Raw genomic sequence first — 16,843 nt, 5'->3', positions numbered from 1 at the left:
GGGCGTTGCCATCAGTTGGCGACGATGTTGACCAGCTTGCCCGGTACCACGATGACCTTGCGGATGGTCAGGCCATCGATGAAGCGCAGGACGTTCTCGTTGCTGCGCGCGGCGGCTTCGATTTCTTCGCGGCTGGCGGCGGCCGGCATTTCGACCTGGCCACGCAGCTTGCCGTTGACCTGCACCACCAGGGTGACGGTGTCCTGTACCAGGGCTTCCTCGTCGACGGCTGGCCAGCTGGCGTCGATGACGGCCTGCTGGTGGCCCAGCTGTTGCCACAGCTCGTGGGAGATGTGCGGGGTGATCGGTGCCAGCAGCAGGGTGACGGCCTCCAGGCCTTCCTGCAGCAGGGCACGGTCCTGTTCAGTGGCCTGCGGGGCCTTTTCCAGCACGTTCATCACGGTCATCACCTGGGCGATGGCGGTGTTGAACTTGTGGAACTGGCCTACGTCGGTGCTGGCCTGCTTGATGGCGGCGTGGATGGCGCGGCGGATGACCTTCTGCGCGTCGTCCAGGGCGGCAACATCCAGCTTGCCCGGCAGGCCTTGGGCCACGTGGGCCTGGGCCAGGCGCCAGACGCGGCGCAGGAAGCGGCTGGCGCCTTCGACGCCGGAGTCGGACCATTCCAGGCTCATGTCGGGCGGCGAGGCGAACATCATGAACAGGCGGCAGGTGTCGGCGCCGTACTGGTCGATCATCGATTGCGGGTCGACGCCGTTGTTCTTCGACTTCGACATCTTCTCGGTGCCACCGATTTCCACCGGCAGGCCGTCGGTCTTCAGGCGGGCGCCAATGATCTTGGCCTTGGCATCGCGCTCGACTTCGACATCCGCCGGGTTGAACCAGTCCTTGCCGCCGTTGCTGGCCACACGGTAGTAGGTTTCGGCGACCACCATGCCCTGGGTCAGCAGGTTCTTGAACGGCTCGTTCGAGGTGACCAGGCCTTCGTCACGCATCAGCTTGTGGAAGAAGCGCGCGTACAGCAGGTGCAGGATGGCGTGCTCGATACCGCCGATGTACTGGTCGACCGGCAGCCAGTGGTTGGCCGCTTTCGGGTCGACCATGCCACCTTCGTAGTTCGGCGAGGCGTAGCGGGCGAAGTACCAGGACGACTCGACGAAGGTGTCCATGGTGTCGGTTTCGCGCTTGGCCGCGGTGCCGCATTTCGGGCAGCTGCACTCGTAGAATTCAGGCATGCGCGCCAGCGGCGAACCGGCACCGTCCGGCACCACGTTCTCTGGCAGGGTGACCGGCAGCTGGTCTTCCGGCACCGGTACGTCGCCGCAGGACGGGCAGTGGATGATCGGGATCGGGCAGCCCCAGTAGCGCTGGCGGCTGATACCCCAGTCGCGCAGGCGGAACTGGGTACGCGATTTGCCCAGCTCCTTGCGGATCAGGGCGGCTTCGATGGCGTCGAAGGCACCGGCGAAGTCCAGGCCGTCGAACTCGCCGGAGTTGATCAGCTGGCCGTGCTCGCCATAGGCGGCCAGCCACTCGTTGCCGACTTCGTCGCCAGCGCTGGTGCGCACCACGGCCTTGACCGGCAGGTTGTACTTGTGGGCGAACTCGAAATCGCGCTCATCGTGGGCCGGCACGGCCATGACGGCGCCATCGCCGTAGTGCATCAGCACGTAGTTGGCGACCCATACCGGCAGCTTCTCGCCGGTCAGCGGGTGCTCGACCAGCAGGGAAGTGGCCATGCCCTTCTTCTCCTGGGTGGCCATGTCGGCTTCGGCAACGCTGCCGCTCTTGCACTCGTCGATGAACGCCTGCAGCGCCGGGTTGCCCTGGGCGGCCTGGGTGGCCAGCGGGTGTTCGGCGGCGACGGCGACGTAGGTGGCGCCCATCAGCGTGTCGGGACGGGTGGTGAAGACCTTGAGGGTGCCTTCGTGGCCGATGCTGGCCAGGTCGAACGGGAACTGCACTTCCATGCCGCGCGACTTGCCGATCCAGTTGCGCTGCATGGTCTTGACCTGTTCAGGCCAGCCGGGCAGCTCGTCGAGGCTTTCCAGCAGCTCGTCGGCGTAGTCGGTGATGCGGAAGTAGTACATCGGGATTTCGCGCTTCTCGATCAGCGCGCCCGAACGCCAGCCACGGCCGTCGATGACCTGCTCGTTGGCCAGTACGGTCTGGTCCGCCGGGTCCCAGTTCACGGTACCGTTCTTGCGGTAGATGATGCCTTTCTCGAACAGGCGGGTGAATAGCCACTGCTCCCAACGGTAGTAGTCGGGCTTGCAGGTGGTGACTTCACGTGCCCAGTCGATGGCCAGGCCCAGGCTCTTGAGCTGGGTCTTCATGTAGTCGATGTTTTCGTACGTCCACTTGGCCGGGGCGACGTTGTTCTTCATCGCCGCGTTTTCCGCGGGCATGCCGAAAGCGTCCCAGCCCATCGGCTGCAGGACGTTCTTGCCCAGCATGCGCTGGTAGCGGGCAATCACGTCACCGATGGTGTAGTTACGCACGTGGCCCATGTGTAGCTTGCCGCTCGGGTACGGGAACATCGACAGGCAGTAGTAGGTGTCCTTGCCTGGCTGTTCGGTAACAGCGAACGATTGTTGCTCGTCCCAGAACTTCTGGGCGGCGGCTTCGATATCACGGGGCGTGTATTGTTCGTGCATGGCTACTTTTTGCTGAGAGAGAAGAGACCTTGTTCCAGGCAGCGGAACCTCGCTGCGTCCGGCACTCCGGTGTCGTTTAGAGTGAACGCCGTAGCATACAGCAGCGCCGCGCATCGTGGGAAACCTTCGTTGCGAATGCCCGCTGGTCGCGGCACACGGCTGCTTTTTGCAACGACGCTAAGCTCAGGTGTGGGGGGAGATATTCTTATCTTCAATGAGGTGAACGGATGGGAGAGACGCAGCTACCCGCAATCAGACCGGAGCTATACGAACGCCTGATCGACCGGCTTGGCCTGGCGCTGGAAGTGGCCAGAACCTCGGTGCGATTGCGCGACGAAATGCCAGCCGAGCTGGAGTTGCGTGGCCTGAGCCACGCAGAGTTCGAACTGATCAAGGCCTACCTGGATTCCCTCCCGGAGCGCCACAATGCCTGTGTCGGCAGTTACCCACAAGCGGAGCCGACATCGGCCAAGATCATCTGGCTCAAGGACAAGAAACGCCCCGCCAGCACGGCGAGATCCAGGACGCTGCCACATCGCTAGCCGTTCAGGACGCCAGGCGCAGGCTATCGCGCGCCGGTTCTTCAAAATTTGCACAGCTCACGATCGGCGCCGGCCGCACCCTTGTTGACCGGCGTCGATCCTTCTAGGCTGCACGCCTGCCAAGGAGGTGTGGCCCATGCCGATCCGATTCTTCGTCAAACAATGGCTGATGCCGCCAGGCGTCCTGTTCCTGCTGCTGCTTGTGGCGTGGTGGCTGCGCCGTCGCCGGCCCAGGCTGGCAGCGCTGTGTTTTGCCGTGGGCCTTGGTGCCCTGTGGCTGATGAGCCTGCCGCTGGTGGTGCAGGAAGCCGCTCGTGCGCTGGAGACGGAAGCGCCGCTGGCGGTAAGCGATTGGGCCGGCCTGGCAAGCCGGGCGGATGCCATCGTGGTGCTGGGCGCGGGGCGTGAGCGAGGTGACCCGGCCTGGGGTGGTAGCGACCAGCCCACGGCCACGGCACTGGAGCGCATGCGCTTTGCCGCGCGGCTGGCCAAGGCTTCGGGCTTGCCGGTGCTGACCAGTGGCGGGTTGCACTATGGCACGCCGCCGAGCGAGGCGCGGTTGATGGCTGATCGCCTGCGTGAAGATTTCGGTGTCGAGGTGAAATGGCGGGAGGAGGGCAGCCGCACGACCTGGGAGAATGCCCGGCTGACGGCCAAGGTGCTGCAGCCGTTGGGGATTCGCCGGGTGGTCGTGGTGACCCAGGCGTGGCACATGCAGCGCTCGCGCAGGAGTTTCGAGCAGGCGGGGTTCGAGGTGGTGCCGGCGCCGGTCGGGTTCCTCGGGCGCGATCATGCGCGGCCGTTCGGTGGGTTGCTGCCGGAGAGCCGGGCGATGTGGCAGAGCGGGCAGTTGCTCAATGAAGTGGCGGGGCTGGTGGGGTATCGGCTGTTCTACTGAGCCTTGTACTGCCTGTACCGGCCTATTCGCGGGCATGCCCGCTCCCACAGGTTCATCACAGCCCTTGTGGGAGCGGGCGTGCCCGCGAAGAGGCCGGTACAGGCGGCATCATCAGACAGTCTTGGCAATGCGCCCGGCCAGCAACGCCCAACCCAGCAGCAATGCGCAGACAATCGCCAGCGGCCACGACCGCCATTGCAGGTACGGCGTCAGTTTCTGCATCGGCACCACTTCGCCATACAGCACCGCCTGCTGGAACTGCGGTACCTGCGTGGTAATGCGGCCAAACGGGTCGATCAGCGCGGTCACGCCGTTGTTGGTGGCGCGGATCATCCAGCGGCCGGCTTCCAGCGCGCGCATCTGCGCCATCTGCAGGTGCTGCAACGGGCCGATCGAGGTGCCGAACCAGGTGTCGTTGCTGATGGTCAGCAGCAGGTCGCTGCGGGCCGCCAGGCCAGCGGCGAATTCGGGGTAGACCACCTCGTAACAGATGTAAGGCGCAATCTGGTAGCCCTTGGCCTGCAGCAGCGGCTGGTCTTCCGGCCCGCGGGCGAAGTCCGACATGGGCAGGTTGAAGAACTCGATCAGGCCGCGCAGCATGTCCTGCAGCGGCACATACTCGCCAAACGGCACCAGCTTCTGCTTGAGGTAGGTGCCATCGCCTTCACCGGTGACGGTGATGCCGTTGTAGTAGCGGCGCTGATGGTGCACCACTTCACGCACCGGCACGCCGGTAATCAGCGCCGAATGCCGTTCGGCGGCGAACCGGCCCATCACATCGATGTAGCCTTGGGCCTGGTCCTTGAGTACCGGGACCGCGGTTTCCGGCCACACCAGCAGGTCCACCGGCCTGGAGCTGAAGCTCAGGTCACGGTACAGCGCCAGTTGCGCGTCGATATGTGCCGGGTCCCATTTCAGGTCCTGCTCGACATTGCCCTGGATGGCCGCCACTTTCAGCGGGTCGCCCGCCGGTTTGGTCCAGGCATGGCCCTTGAGCGCCAGGCCCAGCACCCACGGGGCCAGCAACAGCAGGCCGCCCACCGCCAGGAACGAGGGGCGGGCGCGCAGGCGGTGCAGGTTGCACAGCAGGGCAGCGGTCAAGGCCAGGGTGAAGGAAATCAGCCACACGCCGCCCAGCGGTGCCAGGCCGGCCAGCGGGCCGTCCAGCTGGCTGTAGCCGGCGTAGAGCCAGGGGAAACCGGTCAGGAACCAGCCGCGGAAGGCCTCTTGCAGCAGCCACAGGGCGGCGAAGCACAGGGCGTCGGCCAGTGGCGCCTCGGTACGCCGCAACCAGCGTGCCCAAAGCCAGGTGGGCAGGGCGAAGAACCAGGCCAGGGCGGCGAAGAACGCCAGCAGCAGCAGGATTGCCAGCAGCGGCGAGGCCCCGCCGTAGGTGTTCATGCTGACGTAGATCCACCAGGTGCCGGCGCCGTACAGGCCGAAGCCGAACCACCAGCCACGCCACATGGCCTGGCGCGGGCTGAGCTCGCGCAGGCCAAGGTAGAGCAGGGCGATGGACAACACGGCCAGGGGCCAGATGTCGAACGGCGCCAGGGCCAGGAGGGTGGAGGCACCGGCCGCCAGGGCCAGCAGGTTACCGGGCCAGCCGGGGCGGGTGATCCAACGCATGTTTGTCCTTAGCGGGTGATCGGTGTCAGGCGCAGCAAGTGTATCCGCCGGCTGTCGGCATTGAGAATACGGAACTTGTAAGGGCCGATCTCGGTGGTTTCGTTGCGCTTTGGCAGGTGACCGAAGGCGCTCATCACCAGGCCGCCGACCGTGTCGAACTCGTCATCGGAGAATTCGCTGTCGAAGAACTCGTTGAAGTTCTCGATCGGGGTAAGCGCCTTGACCAGGAAGTCACCGCTGGGCAGCGGCTTGATGTAGCTGTCTTCCTCGACATCGTGCTCGTCCTCGATGTCGCCGACGATCTGCTCCAGCACGTCCTCGATGGTGACCAGGCCGGCCACGCCGCCGTACTCGTCGATGACGATGGCCATGTGGTTATGGTTGGCGCGGAACTCGCGCAGCAGCACGTTCAGGCGCTTGGACTCGGGCACGAAAGTGGCCGGGCGCAGCAGGTCCTTGATGTTGAAGCTGTCACCGTTCTCCTTGAGGATCAGCGGCAGCAGGTCCTTGGCGAGCAGGATCCCGAGCACATCGTCGTGGCTTTCGCCGATCACCGGGTAGCGCGAGTGCGCGGCGTCGATCACTGCCGGCAGGAACTCGCGGGGCGACTGGCTGGCTTTGATGCTGATCATCTGCGAACGCGGCACCATGATGTCGCGAACCTGCAGGTCGGCCACCTGGATGGCGCCTTCGACGATGGTCAGCGCTTCGCTGTCCAGCAGTTTGTTCTGATGGGCTTCGCGCAGCAGTTCAAGAAGTTGCTGGCGGTTTTTCGGCTCATGGGCAAAAGCCTGGGTCAGTTTACCCAGCCAGGACTTCTGCCCGTTGCTCGATCGATCTTCGCTCATGGCGGTTCTCGTGATCCTTCGTGTATCAGTGTGTGATGGTGTCGGTTTCATCGTCGGCGTACGGGTCGGGATGACCCAGTTCTGCCAGCAATTCCCGTTCCAGGCCTTCCATTTCCTCGGCTTCCTCATCTTCGATGTGGTCGTAGCCGAGCAGGTGCAGGCAACCGTGGATGACCAGGTGTGCCCAGTGCGCTTCCAGCGACTTGCCCTGTTCGGTGGCTTCGCGCTCGACCACTGGCACGCAGATCACCAGGTCGCCCAGCAGCGGGATATCTAGCAGGTCGTCGGGGACGTCGGCCGGGAACGACAGCACATTGGTCGCGTAGTCCTTGTGCCGGTAGGTGTGGTTCAGCTCGCGGCCTTCGGCTTCGTCGACCAGGCGAATGGTCATTTCCGAATCGGCGCTGCGCTGGCGCAGTGCCAGTTCGCACCAGCGGCGAAAGGCGGTGTCATCCGGGGCGGCAGCATCCGTGGCCCGTTGAATATCGAGTTCAAGCATCTTTGCCGGGCGCCTCGGGCTTGGCCTGGCGGGCATCGAAGCGGTCGTAGGCCTCGACAATGCGCTGCACCAGTGGGTGACGAACCACATCTTTGGGTTGGAAGTGGGTGAAACTGATCCCCGGAACGTCCCTCAGCACCTCGATGACGTGCGCCAGGCCCGACTTGGTGCCACGGGGCAGGTCGACCTGGGTGATGTCACCGGTGATGACCGCGGTTGAGCCGAAGCCGATACGGGTGAGGAACATCTTCATCTGTTCCAGCGTGGTGTTCTGGCTCTCGTCGAGGATGATGAAGCTGTTGTTCAGGGTGCGGCCACGCATGTAGGCCAGCGGGGCGATCTCGATCACCTGGCGCTCGATCAGCTTGGCCACGTGTTCGAAGCCGAGCATTTCGTACAGGGCGTCGTACAGCGGGCGCAGGTACGGGTCGATCTTCTGGGCCAGGTCGCCGGGCAGGAAGCCGAGCTTTTCGCCCGCCTCGACCGCCGGGCGCACCAGCAGGATACGGCGCACCTGTTCGCGTTCCAGCGCGTCCACGGCGCAGGCCACGGCCAGGTAGGTCTTGCCGGTACCGGCCGGGCCGATGCCGAAGTTGATGTCGTTGGCCAGGATTTCCTTGACGTAGCGTTGCTGGTTGACCCCGCGCGGGCGGATGTTGCCCTTGCGCGTGCGCAGCGACACGCTGACCTCGTTGACGGCCGGGTTGTCGATGTTCTCGACGGTCGATTCCTGCAGGTACAGGTGCACGGTTTCCGGCGACAGGTCGCTGGCCTTGGTCTCGCGGTAGAGACGGCGCAGCAGTTGTTCGGCAGCGGAGGTGGTCTTGGGTTCGCCGATCAGTTCGAACTGATTGCCGCGGTTGCGGATCTCGATGGCCAGGCGCTGTTCGATCAGGCGCAGGTGCTCGTCGAACTGGCCGCACAAGTTGGCGAAACGGTGGGCCTCGAAAGGTTCGAGGATGAAACGATGGGGTTGTATGGGTGCGTTCAAGGTCGTTTTTAGCCGCTCGACGGCAATGGATGTGAACTCAAGAATAACCCTTGAATGGCAGTGGCGAAAGCACTGAAACGTTCAACGGTATGTATGGCCTGTTCCGGCCTCTTCGCGGGCACGCCCGCTCCCACAGGTACCGCACCGCTTCGAAGGTGGGCGCTATACCTGTGGGAGCGGGCTTGCCCGCGAAGGGGCCGGTACAGGTATGATGCCCGCCTTTTCTTACGCATGTGTTATCCCGACGAACATGAGCAAACGCGAACCTGCCATCTATAAAGTGATCTTCCTCAACCAGGGGCAGGTCTTCGAGATGTATGCCAAGCAGATCTACCAGAGTGACCTGTGGGGGTTCCTGGAAATCGAGGAGTTCGTGTTCGGCGAGCGTTCGCAGCTGGTGGTGGATCCGAGCGAGGAGAAGCTCAAGAGCCAGTTCGATGGGGTGATCCGCAGCTTCGTGCCGATGCACTCGATCGTGCGCATCGACGAGGTGGAGCGCCTGGGCACGGCGAAGATCAGCGAAGCCAAGGGCGGCGGCAACGTGATGCCGTTCCCTATGCCGATGCCGGAAAAGTAACCCTCAGGGGAGTGGCGAGAACGGCGTGCGCCCTTCGGCGTTCTGCAGTTCCAGCAGGTACTTGCGGAAGATCTGGCCGAGCACCTGGGTGGCATGCTCCAGCTCGTCGCGGGGCATTTGCTCGGTCACTTCGTCGGCCATGTCCAGCGCATCCTCGGCGCCGTTGACCGCGGCCATCTTCAGCAGGATGTAGGCCTGCACATTGTTGGCCTTGACCCCTTCGCCACGGAAGAACATGGCGCCCAGGCGGTACTGGGCCTCGGCATGGCCTTGCAACGAGGCCTTTTCGAACCAGTTCAGGGCTTTGCCCAGGTTTTTCGGCGTTTGCGTGTAGTAGTACTCGCCCAGTTCGAATTGCGCCTGGGCATCCCCCGCTGTTGCCGTCTGCTCACAAGCCTTGAGGGCGTTTGCCAGGTCTTCAGGCTGGACATTCAAGGTGCAGCGGCCCGTCGCCGGAATGAGCAACGAGTTACCGCCCTCCGCCAGGGCCAGCAGGGGCTGAAGAAGCAACAGGCAGCCCAGGGTCAGGGCGCGGCCGGTGCGGTTCATGGGGATCGACTTACCTCTGCAAAGCTGCGGCCAATGTCTCTGGTGGCACATTATGGGATAAGCAGCGCCAACCTTACAAAGTTTTACTCGAATTTCTGCTTGGTTGGGGAAGTCAGCTGATTGTGCAGGGTCTTTTGTTGCCTGTCCCGGCCCTTTCGCGGGCATGCCCGCTCCCACAGGGATCGCACTATTTTCAAGGTTGGTGCAGCACCTGTGGGGGCGGGCGTGCCCGCGAAAGGGCCGGGACAGGCTGACAATTACTTCAGCGCTGCAAAAGCCTTTTCAGCCGCATCCAGGGTGATCTGCAGCTCCTTGTCGCCATGGGCGATGGAGGTGAAGCCGGCCTCGAACGCGCTCGGCGCCAGGTACACGCCACCATCGAGCATCAGGTGGAAGAAGCGCTTGAAGCGCTCGGCATCGCTGGCCATCACGTCTTCGAAGGTGACGATGTCGTCGGCACCGCTGAAGTACAGGCCGAACATGGCACCGGCCTGGGTGGTGACGAACGGCACGCCAGCGGCATCGGCGCGCTGTTGCAGGCCGTCGAGCATGCGGCTGGTGTAGTCGGTCAGCTCGGCGTGGAAGCCCGGGCGGCTGATCAGCTTCAGGGTGGTCAGGCCGGCGGCCATGGCCAGCGGGTTACCCGACAGGGTACCGGCCTGGTAGACCGGGCCGAGCGGGGCGATGCAGCCCATGATTTCACGCTTGCCGCCGAAGCAGCCGACCGGCATGCCGCCACCGACGATCTTGCCGAAGGTCGACAGGTCCGGCTTGATGCCGTAGTGGCCCTGGGCGCCGCCGAGCGAAACGCGGAAACCGGTCATCACTTCGTCGAAGATCAACACCACGCCGTGCTTGTCGCATTGCTCGCGCAGGCCTTCGAGGAAGCCTGGCGCTGGCGGTACGCAGTTCATGTTGCCGGCTACCGGCTCGACGATGATGCAGGCTACGGTCTGGCCGACTTCGGCCAGGGTTTTCTCGACAGCGGCGATGTCGTTGAACGGCAGGGTCAGGGTGTGCTTGGCGAAGTCCGCCGGCACGCCCGCCGAGCTCGGCACGCCCTGGGTCAGCAGGCCGGAGCCGGCTTTTACCAGCAGGCTGTCGGAGTGGCCGTGGTAGCAGCCTTCGAACTTGATGATGGCGTCACGGCCGGTGTAGCCACGGGCCAGGCGGATGGCGCTCATGGTGGCTTCGGTGCCCGAGCTGACCATGCGCACCATCTCCATGGACGGCACCAGCGAGCAGACCAGGTCGGCCATCTCGGTTTCCATGGCGGTCGGGGCACCATAGGACAGGCCGTGCTCCAGCTGCCTGCGTACCGAGTCCAGTACCTCCGGGTGGCCGTGGCCGAGGATCATCGGGCCCCAGGAGCCGACGTAGTCGACGTAGCGCTTGTCATCCTCGTCAACGACGTAGGCGCCTTCGGCATGCTTGAAGAACAGCGGCGTGCCGCCAACGCTCTTGAAAGCGCGGACCGGCGAGTTGACGCCACCGGGGATGTGCTTCTGGGCTTGGGCGAACAGGGCTTCGGAACGGGACATGGGGGTTCTCTCGAATCAGGATGCGAACAAGGCGTTGAAGGCGCGGGCGCGGCGGGTGACTTCCTGCGCGCTGTCGGCACCGAACAGGCCGTGGATCACCGCCAGCAGGTCGGCGCCATGGGCGACCAGCGGGGCGGCGTTGTCGAGGGTAATGCCGCCGATCACCGCGATCGGCAGTTTCACCTGGGCGCGGGCCTGCTCCAGCAGTTCGATGTTGGCAGCGGGTGCACCCGGCTTGGTGACGGAATTGAAGAAGCGGCCAAAGGCCACGTAGCTGGCGCCTTCGCTGGCAGCCTGGGCGGCCAGTTCGAGGCTGGCGTGGCAGGTGGAGCCGATGATCGCCTGGCGGCCGAGCAATGCGCGGGCCGGGGTCAGTGGGCCGTCGGTCTGGCCCAGGTGCACGCCGACGCCCAGGCGCGCGGCCAGTTCGGCGTCGTCGTTGATGAGCAACTGGGTGCCGTAGCGCTCGCAGAGCTTCAGCAGCCCTTCGGCTTCACGCAGGCGGCGCGCCGCGTCGTCACTTTTGTCGCGGTACTGCAGCAGGCACACGCCGCCTTCCAGTGCCGCCTCGACATGGGACAGGAAACGGCCAGCGAGCAGCTGGCTGTCGGTGATGGCGTACAGACCGCGTAGCTTCATTGGAGGCCTCGTGTCAGGAGCAGAAATCCAGCGGCAGACGGCGCGGCACGAACTGGCCCTTGCCCAGTTGTTCGGCGTCACGCAGGGTGCGCCAGGTGTAGTCCAGGGCGCTGCGGACGGCGCTTTCCAGCTGCTCGCCGAGGGCCAGGCGGCCGGCCAGGGCGCTGGCCAGGGTGCAGCCCGAGCCGTGGTAGCTGCCCGGCAGGCGCTGGCAGGTCCAGGTGTGGTGCTGGCCGTCGCGGCTGTACAGGCGGTTGTGAATTTCGTCTTCGTCGCCGTGACCGCCGGTAATCAGCAGGTGTCTACAGAACGGCAACAGTTTCTCGGCACACTCGTCGGCGGTGCCTTCGGGCAGTTCGGCAAGGATGCGGGCTTCGGGCAGGTTCGGCGTGGCGATGGTCGCCAGCGGCAGCAGGCGTTCGCGCAGGGCGTAGCCCACTTCGTCCTTGCCCAGGCGGCCACCACCACCGGCACGCAGCACCGGGTCGCAGACCAGCGGCAGGTGCGGGTGGGCGGCCAGCAGCTCGGCGATGGTGTCGACCATTTCGATCGAACCGAGCATGCCGAGCTTGACGGCGGCCACCGTGGAGTCGGCCAGCACGGCGTTGGCTTGGGCCAGCACCCACTCGCGGTCGAGCACGCGGAAGTCGGAAACGTTGACGGTATCCTGCACGGTCAGGGCGGTCACTGCAGGTGCGGCGTGACAGCCTTGGGCGATCAGGGCTTCGATATCTGCCTGCAGGCCGGCGCCGCCACTGGGGTCGTGGCCGGAGAGACAGAGGACAACGGGGCGGGAGCTGTAGGTATTCATGGTCGGCGAGCTTACCACCAATCCTGTTTGGGCGGATCGTCCTACAAACGAGTTTTGTTGATCATAAGGTCAGTTTTTTACCGGTTTAATTTCTGAAAGCATTGATTTAGAGCCTTTTCTTTGTGATTGGATATGGTCGATTGCCAGGTTGCGAAGCTATGCTAGAGTGCTCGGATAACTCTACAAACGGGTTCTGCCGGATCGTGTCGTCTCAAACGGATGGGAGGCAACCGCGACTCGACCGGACAGGCCATGCTGGGGCTGTATGCGCTATTTGCTGATTGTGCTTCTGGGCTTGCTGCCCGTGCTGGCCGGGGCAGTCGATTTCGACGACGCTACGCGGCATCTTCCGCTGGGCAAGGCCATGCAGGTTTATGAAGACCTCGATGGCAGTGCCAGCATCGCCCAGGTCAGTGCCCCTGGGTTCGCCAAGCATTTTCGCCCCCACCATGAAGACGTGCTGAACGCCGGTTACTCCACCTCGGTGTTCTGGCTCAAGGTCGAACTGCGCCCTGTCGCCGCACCCGGTGCCGCCCCGCGGCAATGGCTGCTGGAGCTGGCCTATCCGCCGCTGGACCACCTCGAGCTGTACCTGCCCGACAGCAGTGGCAGTTATCGCCTGGCCCGGCGCACCGGCGACGCCTTGCCCTACCACAGCCGGCAGATCCTGCAGAACAACTACCTGTTCGAACTGCAACTGCCGCCTGGCCAGGTGACCACCGCCTACCTGCGCCTGCACAGCCAGGGTTCGGTGCAGGCGCCGCTGGCGCTGTGGTCCGCCCAGGCCTACATGGAGGAGCAGCCCACGCGCCTGTATGTGCTGGGGATGATCTACGGCGTGCTGTTGGTGATGCTGGTGTACAACCTGTTCATCTACCTCAGCGTGCGCGACGTCAGCTACCTCTATTACATCCTCTATATCGCCTCGTTCGGCTTTTACCAGGTGTCGGTGAATGGCGCCGGTGTGGCCTACTTCTGGCCGGACAGCCCGTGGTGGGCGAATGCTTCGACGCCGTTGTTCATCGGGGCCGCTGGCCTGTTCGGCTGCCAGTTCGCCCGGCATTTCCTGCAACTGGGCAGCATCAGCCGTGGTTTCGACCGGCTGCTGCAGCTGCTGATGCTGGGTGGCGCGCTGGTCATGGTGCTGGCGGTGAGCATGCCCTACGGCGTCGCCCTGCGCATGGCCACGGTGCTGGCGTTGCTGTTTACCGTGAGCATCTTCGCTGCCGGGCTGTACGCCTGGTGGCGTGGCTTGCGCGTGGCACGCTGGTTCATCATCGCCTGGACGGCATTCCTGCTTGGTGGCCTGGTCAACACCCTGATGGTGCTGGGCTACCTGCCGAACGTGTTCATCACCATGTATGCCAGCCAGCTGGGGTCGGCGCTGGAGGTGGCCTTGCTGTCGCTGGCGCTGGCCGACCGCATCAACAGCCTGCGCGAGCAGCAGGCGCAGACCTTGCGAGACACCGGGCGCACGCTGGAACAACTGAACCTGCAACTGGCCAGGAGCAACCGGCTGAAAGACGAATTCCTGGCCAGCGTGACCCATGAGCTGCGCACGCCGATGAATGGTGTGATCGGCTCGCTGGAGCTGATGCATACCCTGCCGATGGAGGCCGAGATGGCCCAGTACCACCGCACGGCGGTGGGCTCGGCCCAGGGCATGATGGATATGGTCGATGCCATTCTTACCCTGTCCGAGCTACAGGCCGGCCGCCTGCGCGCGCAGCCGGTGCCGTTCAGCCTGCGTGACCTGCTGCAGGGCGTGCGTGCCGGTTATGCCGGGCAGGCTTTGGGCAAAGGCTTGTACCTGAGTCTGGACATCCCGGCCGATGTGCCGGACGGGTTGCTGGGCGATGCTCAGAAGCTGGCCCGCTGCCTGGGGTGCCTGGTGGACAACGCTTTGAAGTTCACCCACCAGGGCGGGGTGATGATCCAGGTGCGCGGGCGCCGGGTGGGGCCTGACGACCTGGCGCTGACCTTCATGGTCAGCGACAGCGGTATCGGCTTCGATGACCTCGACCAGGCGACCCTGTACCAGCGCTTCTTCCAGGTCGATGGCTCGATGACCCGGCGTTATGGCGGGCTGGGGATTGGTTTGTCGATCTGCCGGCAGATGGGGGAATTGCTGGGGGCACGGTTGTCGCATGAGTCGACGCGTGGGTTGGGGAGCCGGTTCGAGTTGAGTTTGAACATGGCGGTTTCGCAGGTGCAGATGAGCCCGAGCATCCAGCAGGTGCGGCGTTCGCTGTAGGTCTTATTGGGGCTGCTTTGCAGCCCTTCGCGGGCACGCCCGCTCCTACAGGTTTGGTGCTCAGCCCAAATAATGCGTGATCCCCTTGTGGGAGCGGGCGTGCCCGCGAAGGGCCGCAAAGCGGCCCCAAGAAACCCACAGGCTACAACAACTCCAGACTCTTCCTACACACTGGCACTGGAAACTGCGCCAACTGCGAAATACCCTACAACCCCTGTCGACACGCGTCTGATTGTTCCTGCAAATCCCGCGCTCTAGGCTTTTCCAGTCGCTGACGGTTCAGCGATCGGGTGTGGAAACCTGGCAAGACCTATGGTGCGTGTCGTTACGACAGCTGTACGCGGGAGGCCTTTGGGCCTACCGGGTTCGCATCATGCCTGGTTTTCCACCCCGTGTGCAGCTGTCACCCCTATGTGTGGAAACGGACGGGTGGCACATATTTCCATGGTGCCGAACTCATGAACGACGAAATTAAAACCACCCCTGGCGTTACCTACTTCTACCAAGGCGAAGGCCAAACCCATCCACTGTTCCGCATTGCCGAGGGCATCCCCTGTCGCAGCGCCCGTGAGCAGGCCTCGGAGCTGATGGCAACTGTCGTGGCGAGCACCTGTCAGCCCCGCTGCATCCCCAAGACATGCCCCCCACCACATGTTTAGTCATTAATGTCACTTTGACTGACTCACAGGGAGTGCTTCACTGGGGCTCTCAAGCTACCCGGATCCAGGAGCCGCCGATGAACCTGCACCAGTACGCTGAAACCCACGAAGTCACCAACCAGCCACCGCCCCTCGACGGTGTCAACCTGTACCGCCTCGACATTCCGCTACAGGAATGGTCGCGGCGTTTCGGTGCGGGTTGGGCCGAATCGCGGATCGATGCCTACGGTGCCCTGGCCGGCGGCCCGCTGATGCAGGCGGGCTTCCTAGCCAATGCGCACAAGCCGGAGTTCAGCAGCCACGACCGCTACGGCCATCGCATCGACCTGGTCGAGTTCCACCCCGCCTACCACGAACTGATGCGCACCGCCGTCGAGCACGGCCTGCCGTCGCTGCCATGGGCCGAACCCCGCCCCGGCGCCCATGTGGCGCGGGCTTCGATGACCTACCTGCACAGCCAGGCCGAGGCCGGTACCGGCTGCCCGCTGACCATGACCTTCGCCGCTGTGCCAGCGCTGCGGCTGCAACCCGAACTGGCCAAATACTGGCTGCCGAAAATCCTCGCCTGCGAGTACGACCCGCGTAACGTCGGCGACCGTCACAAGGCTGGAGTAACGCTGGGCATGGCCATGACCGAGAAGCAGGGCGGCACCGATGTACGGGCCAACACCACCCGGGCTTATCCAGTCGGCGCCGCGGGCCCGGGGCAGCCCTACGAACTGGTTGGGCACAAGTGGTTCTGCTCGGCGCCGATGTGCGATGCCTTTCTGACCCTGGCCCAGACCGAAAAAGGCCTGAGCTGCTTCCTGCTGCCGCGTCACCGCCCCGACGACAGCCGCAACCAGTTCTATATCCAGCGCCTTAAGAACAAGCTGGGCAACAGTTCCAACGCCTCCAGCGAGGTGGAATTCCGCGGTGCCCTGGCGTGGATGGTCGGGGAAGAAGGGCGGGGCGTGCCGACCATCATCGAAATGGTGGCCATGACCCGCTTCGACTGCATGGTCGGATCCAGCGCCCTGATGCGCCAGGCGCTGACCCAGGCGGCCCACCATTGCGCGCACCGCAAGGTTGGCGGGCGGCTGCTGAGCGAGCAGCCGTTGATGCAGAACGTGCTGGCCGACCTGGCGTTGGAAAGCGAGGCCGCGCTGGCCCTGAGCCTGCGCATGGGGCAGGCGCTGGAGCAGCTGGAAGACCCGCAGCAGGCGCATTTCGCCCGGCTGGTCACGGCGGTGGGCAAGTACTGGATCTGCAAACGCGCGCCGGCCATGATCAACGAGGCCGCCGAGTGCCTGGGCGGGGCAGGTTATGTGGAAGACAGCATCCTGCCACGGCTGTACCGCGAAGCGCCGGTCAACTCGACCTGGGAAGGCTCGGGCAATGTGCAGTGCCTGGATGTGCTGCGGGCCTTGTCCAAGGAGCCGGGCGTGCTCGATGCGCTGTTCGCCGAGCTGGGCGATGGGCACGGGGACCCGCGCCTGGCGGCGCACATCGGTAACCTCAAGGGGGCGTTTGCCGACACTGGCGACATGCAGTACCGCGCGCGGCAGCTGACCGAGGATATTGCCCTGGCGCTGCAGGCCAAGCTGTTGCTTGAGGCGGGCAATGCGGTGGTCAGTGATGCGTTTATCGACAGCCGCTTGACGGGGGGCGGGCGCGTGTATGGGGCGTTGCCGCGGGGTGTGGATGTGGAGGCATTGGTGGCCAGGGCGACGCCAGCCTGGGCGAACTGAGCTCGCTTCTTCGCGTGCCCGCCCGCTCCCACAGGTACTGCGTTGTACTTGAGGGCAG

14 protein-coding genes and 1 pseudogene are annotated in these 16,843 nt (G+C 64.4%); 6 read left to right on the top strand and 9 right to left on the bottom strand.

What is annotated here, in order from left to right:
- Positions 1 to 11 precede the first annotated feature (11 nt).
- Positions 12 to 2,618 (bottom strand): leucine--tRNA ligase, encoded by a 2,607-nt coding sequence (leuS, locus tag B2790_RS00940; RefSeq protein WP_286918062.1) that lies wholly within the window; start codon positions 2,616 to 2,618, stop codon positions 12 to 14.
- Positions 2,619 to 2,845: 227 nt separating this feature from the next.
- Between leuS and B2790_RS00935 the strand changes: the two genes are divergently transcribed.
- Positions 2,846 to 3,160, top strand: a complete 315-nt coding sequence (locus B2790_RS00935; RefSeq protein WP_003257582.1) for a hypothetical protein — start codon at positions 2,846 to 2,848, stop codon at positions 3,158 to 3,160.
- A gap of 136 nt (positions 3,161 to 3,296) precedes the next feature.
- Positions 3,297 to 4,058, top strand: coding sequence for a YdcF family protein (locus B2790_RS00930; protein ID WP_286918061.1), 762 nt, complete (start codon positions 3,297 to 3,299; stop codon positions 4,056 to 4,058).
- A gap of 111 nt (positions 4,059 to 4,169) precedes the next feature.
- Here B2790_RS00930 and lnt read toward each other — a convergent pair whose 3' ends face one another.
- From lnt to B2790_RS00910, 4 genes are read right to left on the bottom strand one after another with little or no spacing between them, the layout of a single operon-like run.
- Complete coding sequence (gene lnt / locus B2790_RS00925; protein ID WP_286918060.1) at positions 4,170 to 5,687, bottom strand: apolipoprotein N-acyltransferase; 1,518 nt, start codon at positions 5,685 to 5,687, stop codon at positions 4,170 to 4,172.
- An 8-nt stretch (positions 5,688 to 5,695) separates the two neighbouring features.
- Positions 5,696 to 6,535, bottom strand: coding sequence for an HlyC/CorC family transporter (locus B2790_RS00920; protein WP_003257584.1), 840 nt, complete (start codon positions 6,533 to 6,535; stop codon positions 5,696 to 5,698).
- Positions 6,536 to 6,560: 25 nt separating this feature from the next.
- Entirely contained in the window at positions 6,561 to 7,034 is a 474-nt protein-coding gene (gene ybeY, locus B2790_RS00915) for an rRNA maturation RNase YbeY (protein WP_286918059.1), read from the bottom strand.
- Entirely contained in the window at positions 7,027 to 8,025 is a 999-nt protein-coding gene (locus B2790_RS00910; protein ID WP_039613560.1) for a PhoH family protein, read from the bottom strand. The genes ybeY and B2790_RS00910 overlap by 8 nt, the downstream gene beginning before the upstream one ends.
- 250 nt (positions 8,026 to 8,275) lie before the next feature.
- Here B2790_RS00910 and B2790_RS00905 point away from each other — a divergent pair, with 250 nt between their 5' ends.
- The gene (locus tag B2790_RS00905) at positions 8,276 to 8,602 is read left to right on the top strand and encodes a DUF1820 family protein (protein WP_013974341.1); all 327 of its coding nucleotides are present in this window, start codon (positions 8,276 to 8,278) and stop codon (positions 8,600 to 8,602) included.
- Positions 8,603 to 8,605: 3 nt separating this feature from the next.
- Here the strand turns inward: B2790_RS00905 and B2790_RS00900 are convergent, their stop codons facing one another.
- The 4 genes from B2790_RS00900 to B2790_RS00885 form a co-directional block, all read right to left on the bottom strand.
- Positions 8,606 to 9,151 (bottom strand): tetratricopeptide repeat protein, encoded by a 546-nt coding sequence (locus tag B2790_RS00900; RefSeq protein WP_003257587.1) that lies wholly within the window; start codon positions 9,149 to 9,151, stop codon positions 8,606 to 8,608.
- Between the two features lie 257 nt (positions 9,152 to 9,408).
- A complete protein-coding gene (gene hemL / locus B2790_RS00895) occupies positions 9,409 to 10,692 on the bottom strand; it encodes a glutamate-1-semialdehyde 2,1-aminomutase (RefSeq protein WP_013974339.1) in 1,284 nt (427 codons plus the stop codon).
- 15 nt (positions 10,693 to 10,707) lie between these two features.
- Complete coding sequence (thiE, locus tag B2790_RS00890) at positions 10,708 to 11,331, bottom strand: thiamine phosphate synthase (protein WP_025340753.1); 624 nt, start codon at positions 11,329 to 11,331, stop codon at positions 10,708 to 10,710.
- A 13-nt stretch (positions 11,332 to 11,344) separates the two neighbouring features.
- Positions 11,345 to 12,142, bottom strand: a complete 798-nt coding sequence (locus tag B2790_RS00885; RefSeq protein ID WP_025340752.1) for a hydroxymethylpyrimidine/phosphomethylpyrimidine kinase — start codon at positions 12,140 to 12,142, stop codon at positions 11,345 to 11,347.
- Between the two features lie 265 nt (positions 12,143 to 12,407).
- On the opposite strand from B2790_RS00885, the gene B2790_RS00880 reads away from it, so the two are divergent.
- From B2790_RS00880 to B2790_RS00870, 3 genes and pseudogenes are all read left to right on the top strand, one after another.
- Entirely contained in the window at positions 12,408 to 14,396 is a 1,989-nt protein-coding gene (locus B2790_RS00880; protein ID WP_286918058.1) for a sensor histidine kinase, read from the top strand.
- Between the two features lie 458 nt (positions 14,397 to 14,854).
- Positions 14,855 to 14,986 (top strand): annotated as a pseudogene (locus B2790_RS00875) (DUF3077 domain-containing protein); the annotation flags it as partial.
- 146 nt (positions 14,987 to 15,132) lie between these two features.
- Positions 15,133 to 16,785, top strand: a complete 1,653-nt coding sequence (locus B2790_RS00870; RefSeq protein ID WP_286918057.1) for an acyl-CoA dehydrogenase family protein — start codon at positions 15,133 to 15,135, stop codon at positions 16,783 to 16,785.
- The last annotated feature ends 58 nt before the right edge of the window (positions 16,786 to 16,843 follow it).

The organism is Pseudomonas sp. UBA6753 (genome assembly GCF_002453565.1).
GTDB lineage: Bacteria > Pseudomonadota > Gammaproteobacteria > Pseudomonadales > Pseudomonadaceae > Aquipseudomonas > Aquipseudomonas putida_Z.
Note: the sequence above shows the minus strand (reverse complement) of the source record. Positions and strands in the feature narration are given on the sequence as shown.

Coding starts and splice junctions, on each gene's coding strand:
- leuS (WP_286918062.1), bottom strand. CDS start 2,618: ATGCACGAACAATACACGCCCCGTGATATCGAAGCCGCCGCCCAGAAG.
- B2790_RS00935 (WP_003257582.1), top strand. CDS start 2,846: ATGGGAGAGACGCAGCTACCCGCAATCAGACCGGAGCTATACGAACGC.
- B2790_RS00930 (WP_286918061.1), top strand. CDS start 3,297: ATGCCGATCCGATTCTTCGTCAAACAATGGCTGATGCCGCCAGGCGTC.
- lnt (WP_286918060.1), bottom strand. CDS start 5,687: ATGCGTTGGATCACCCGCCCCGGCTGGCCCGGTAACCTGCTGGCCCTG.
- B2790_RS00920 (WP_003257584.1), bottom strand. CDS start 6,535: ATGAGCGAAGATCGATCGAGCAACGGGCAGAAGTCCTGGCTGGGTAAA.
- ybeY (WP_286918059.1), bottom strand. CDS start 7,034: ATGCTTGAACTCGATATTCAACGGGCCACGGATGCTGCCGCCCCGGAT.
- B2790_RS00905 (WP_013974341.1), top strand. CDS start 8,276: ATGAGCAAACGCGAACCTGCCATCTATAAAGTGATCTTCCTCAACCAG.
- B2790_RS00900 (WP_003257587.1), bottom strand. CDS start 9,151: ATGAACCGCACCGGCCGCGCCCTGACCCTGGGCTGCCTGTTGCTTCTT.
- hemL (WP_013974339.1), bottom strand. CDS start 10,692: ATGTCCCGTTCCGAAGCCCTGTTCGCCCAAGCCCAGAAGCACATCCCC.
- thiE (WP_025340753.1), bottom strand. CDS start 11,331: ATGAAGCTACGCGGTCTGTACGCCATCACCGACAGCCAGCTGCTCGCT.
- B2790_RS00885 (WP_025340752.1), bottom strand. CDS start 12,142: ATGAATACCTACAGCTCCCGCCCCGTTGTCCTCTGTCTCTCCGGCCAC.
- B2790_RS00880 (WP_286918058.1), top strand. CDS start 12,408: ATGCGCTATTTGCTGATTGTGCTTCTGGGCTTGCTGCCCGTGCTGGCC.
- B2790_RS00870 (WP_286918057.1), top strand. CDS start 15,133: ATGAACCTGCACCAGTACGCTGAAACCCACGAAGTCACCAACCAGCCA.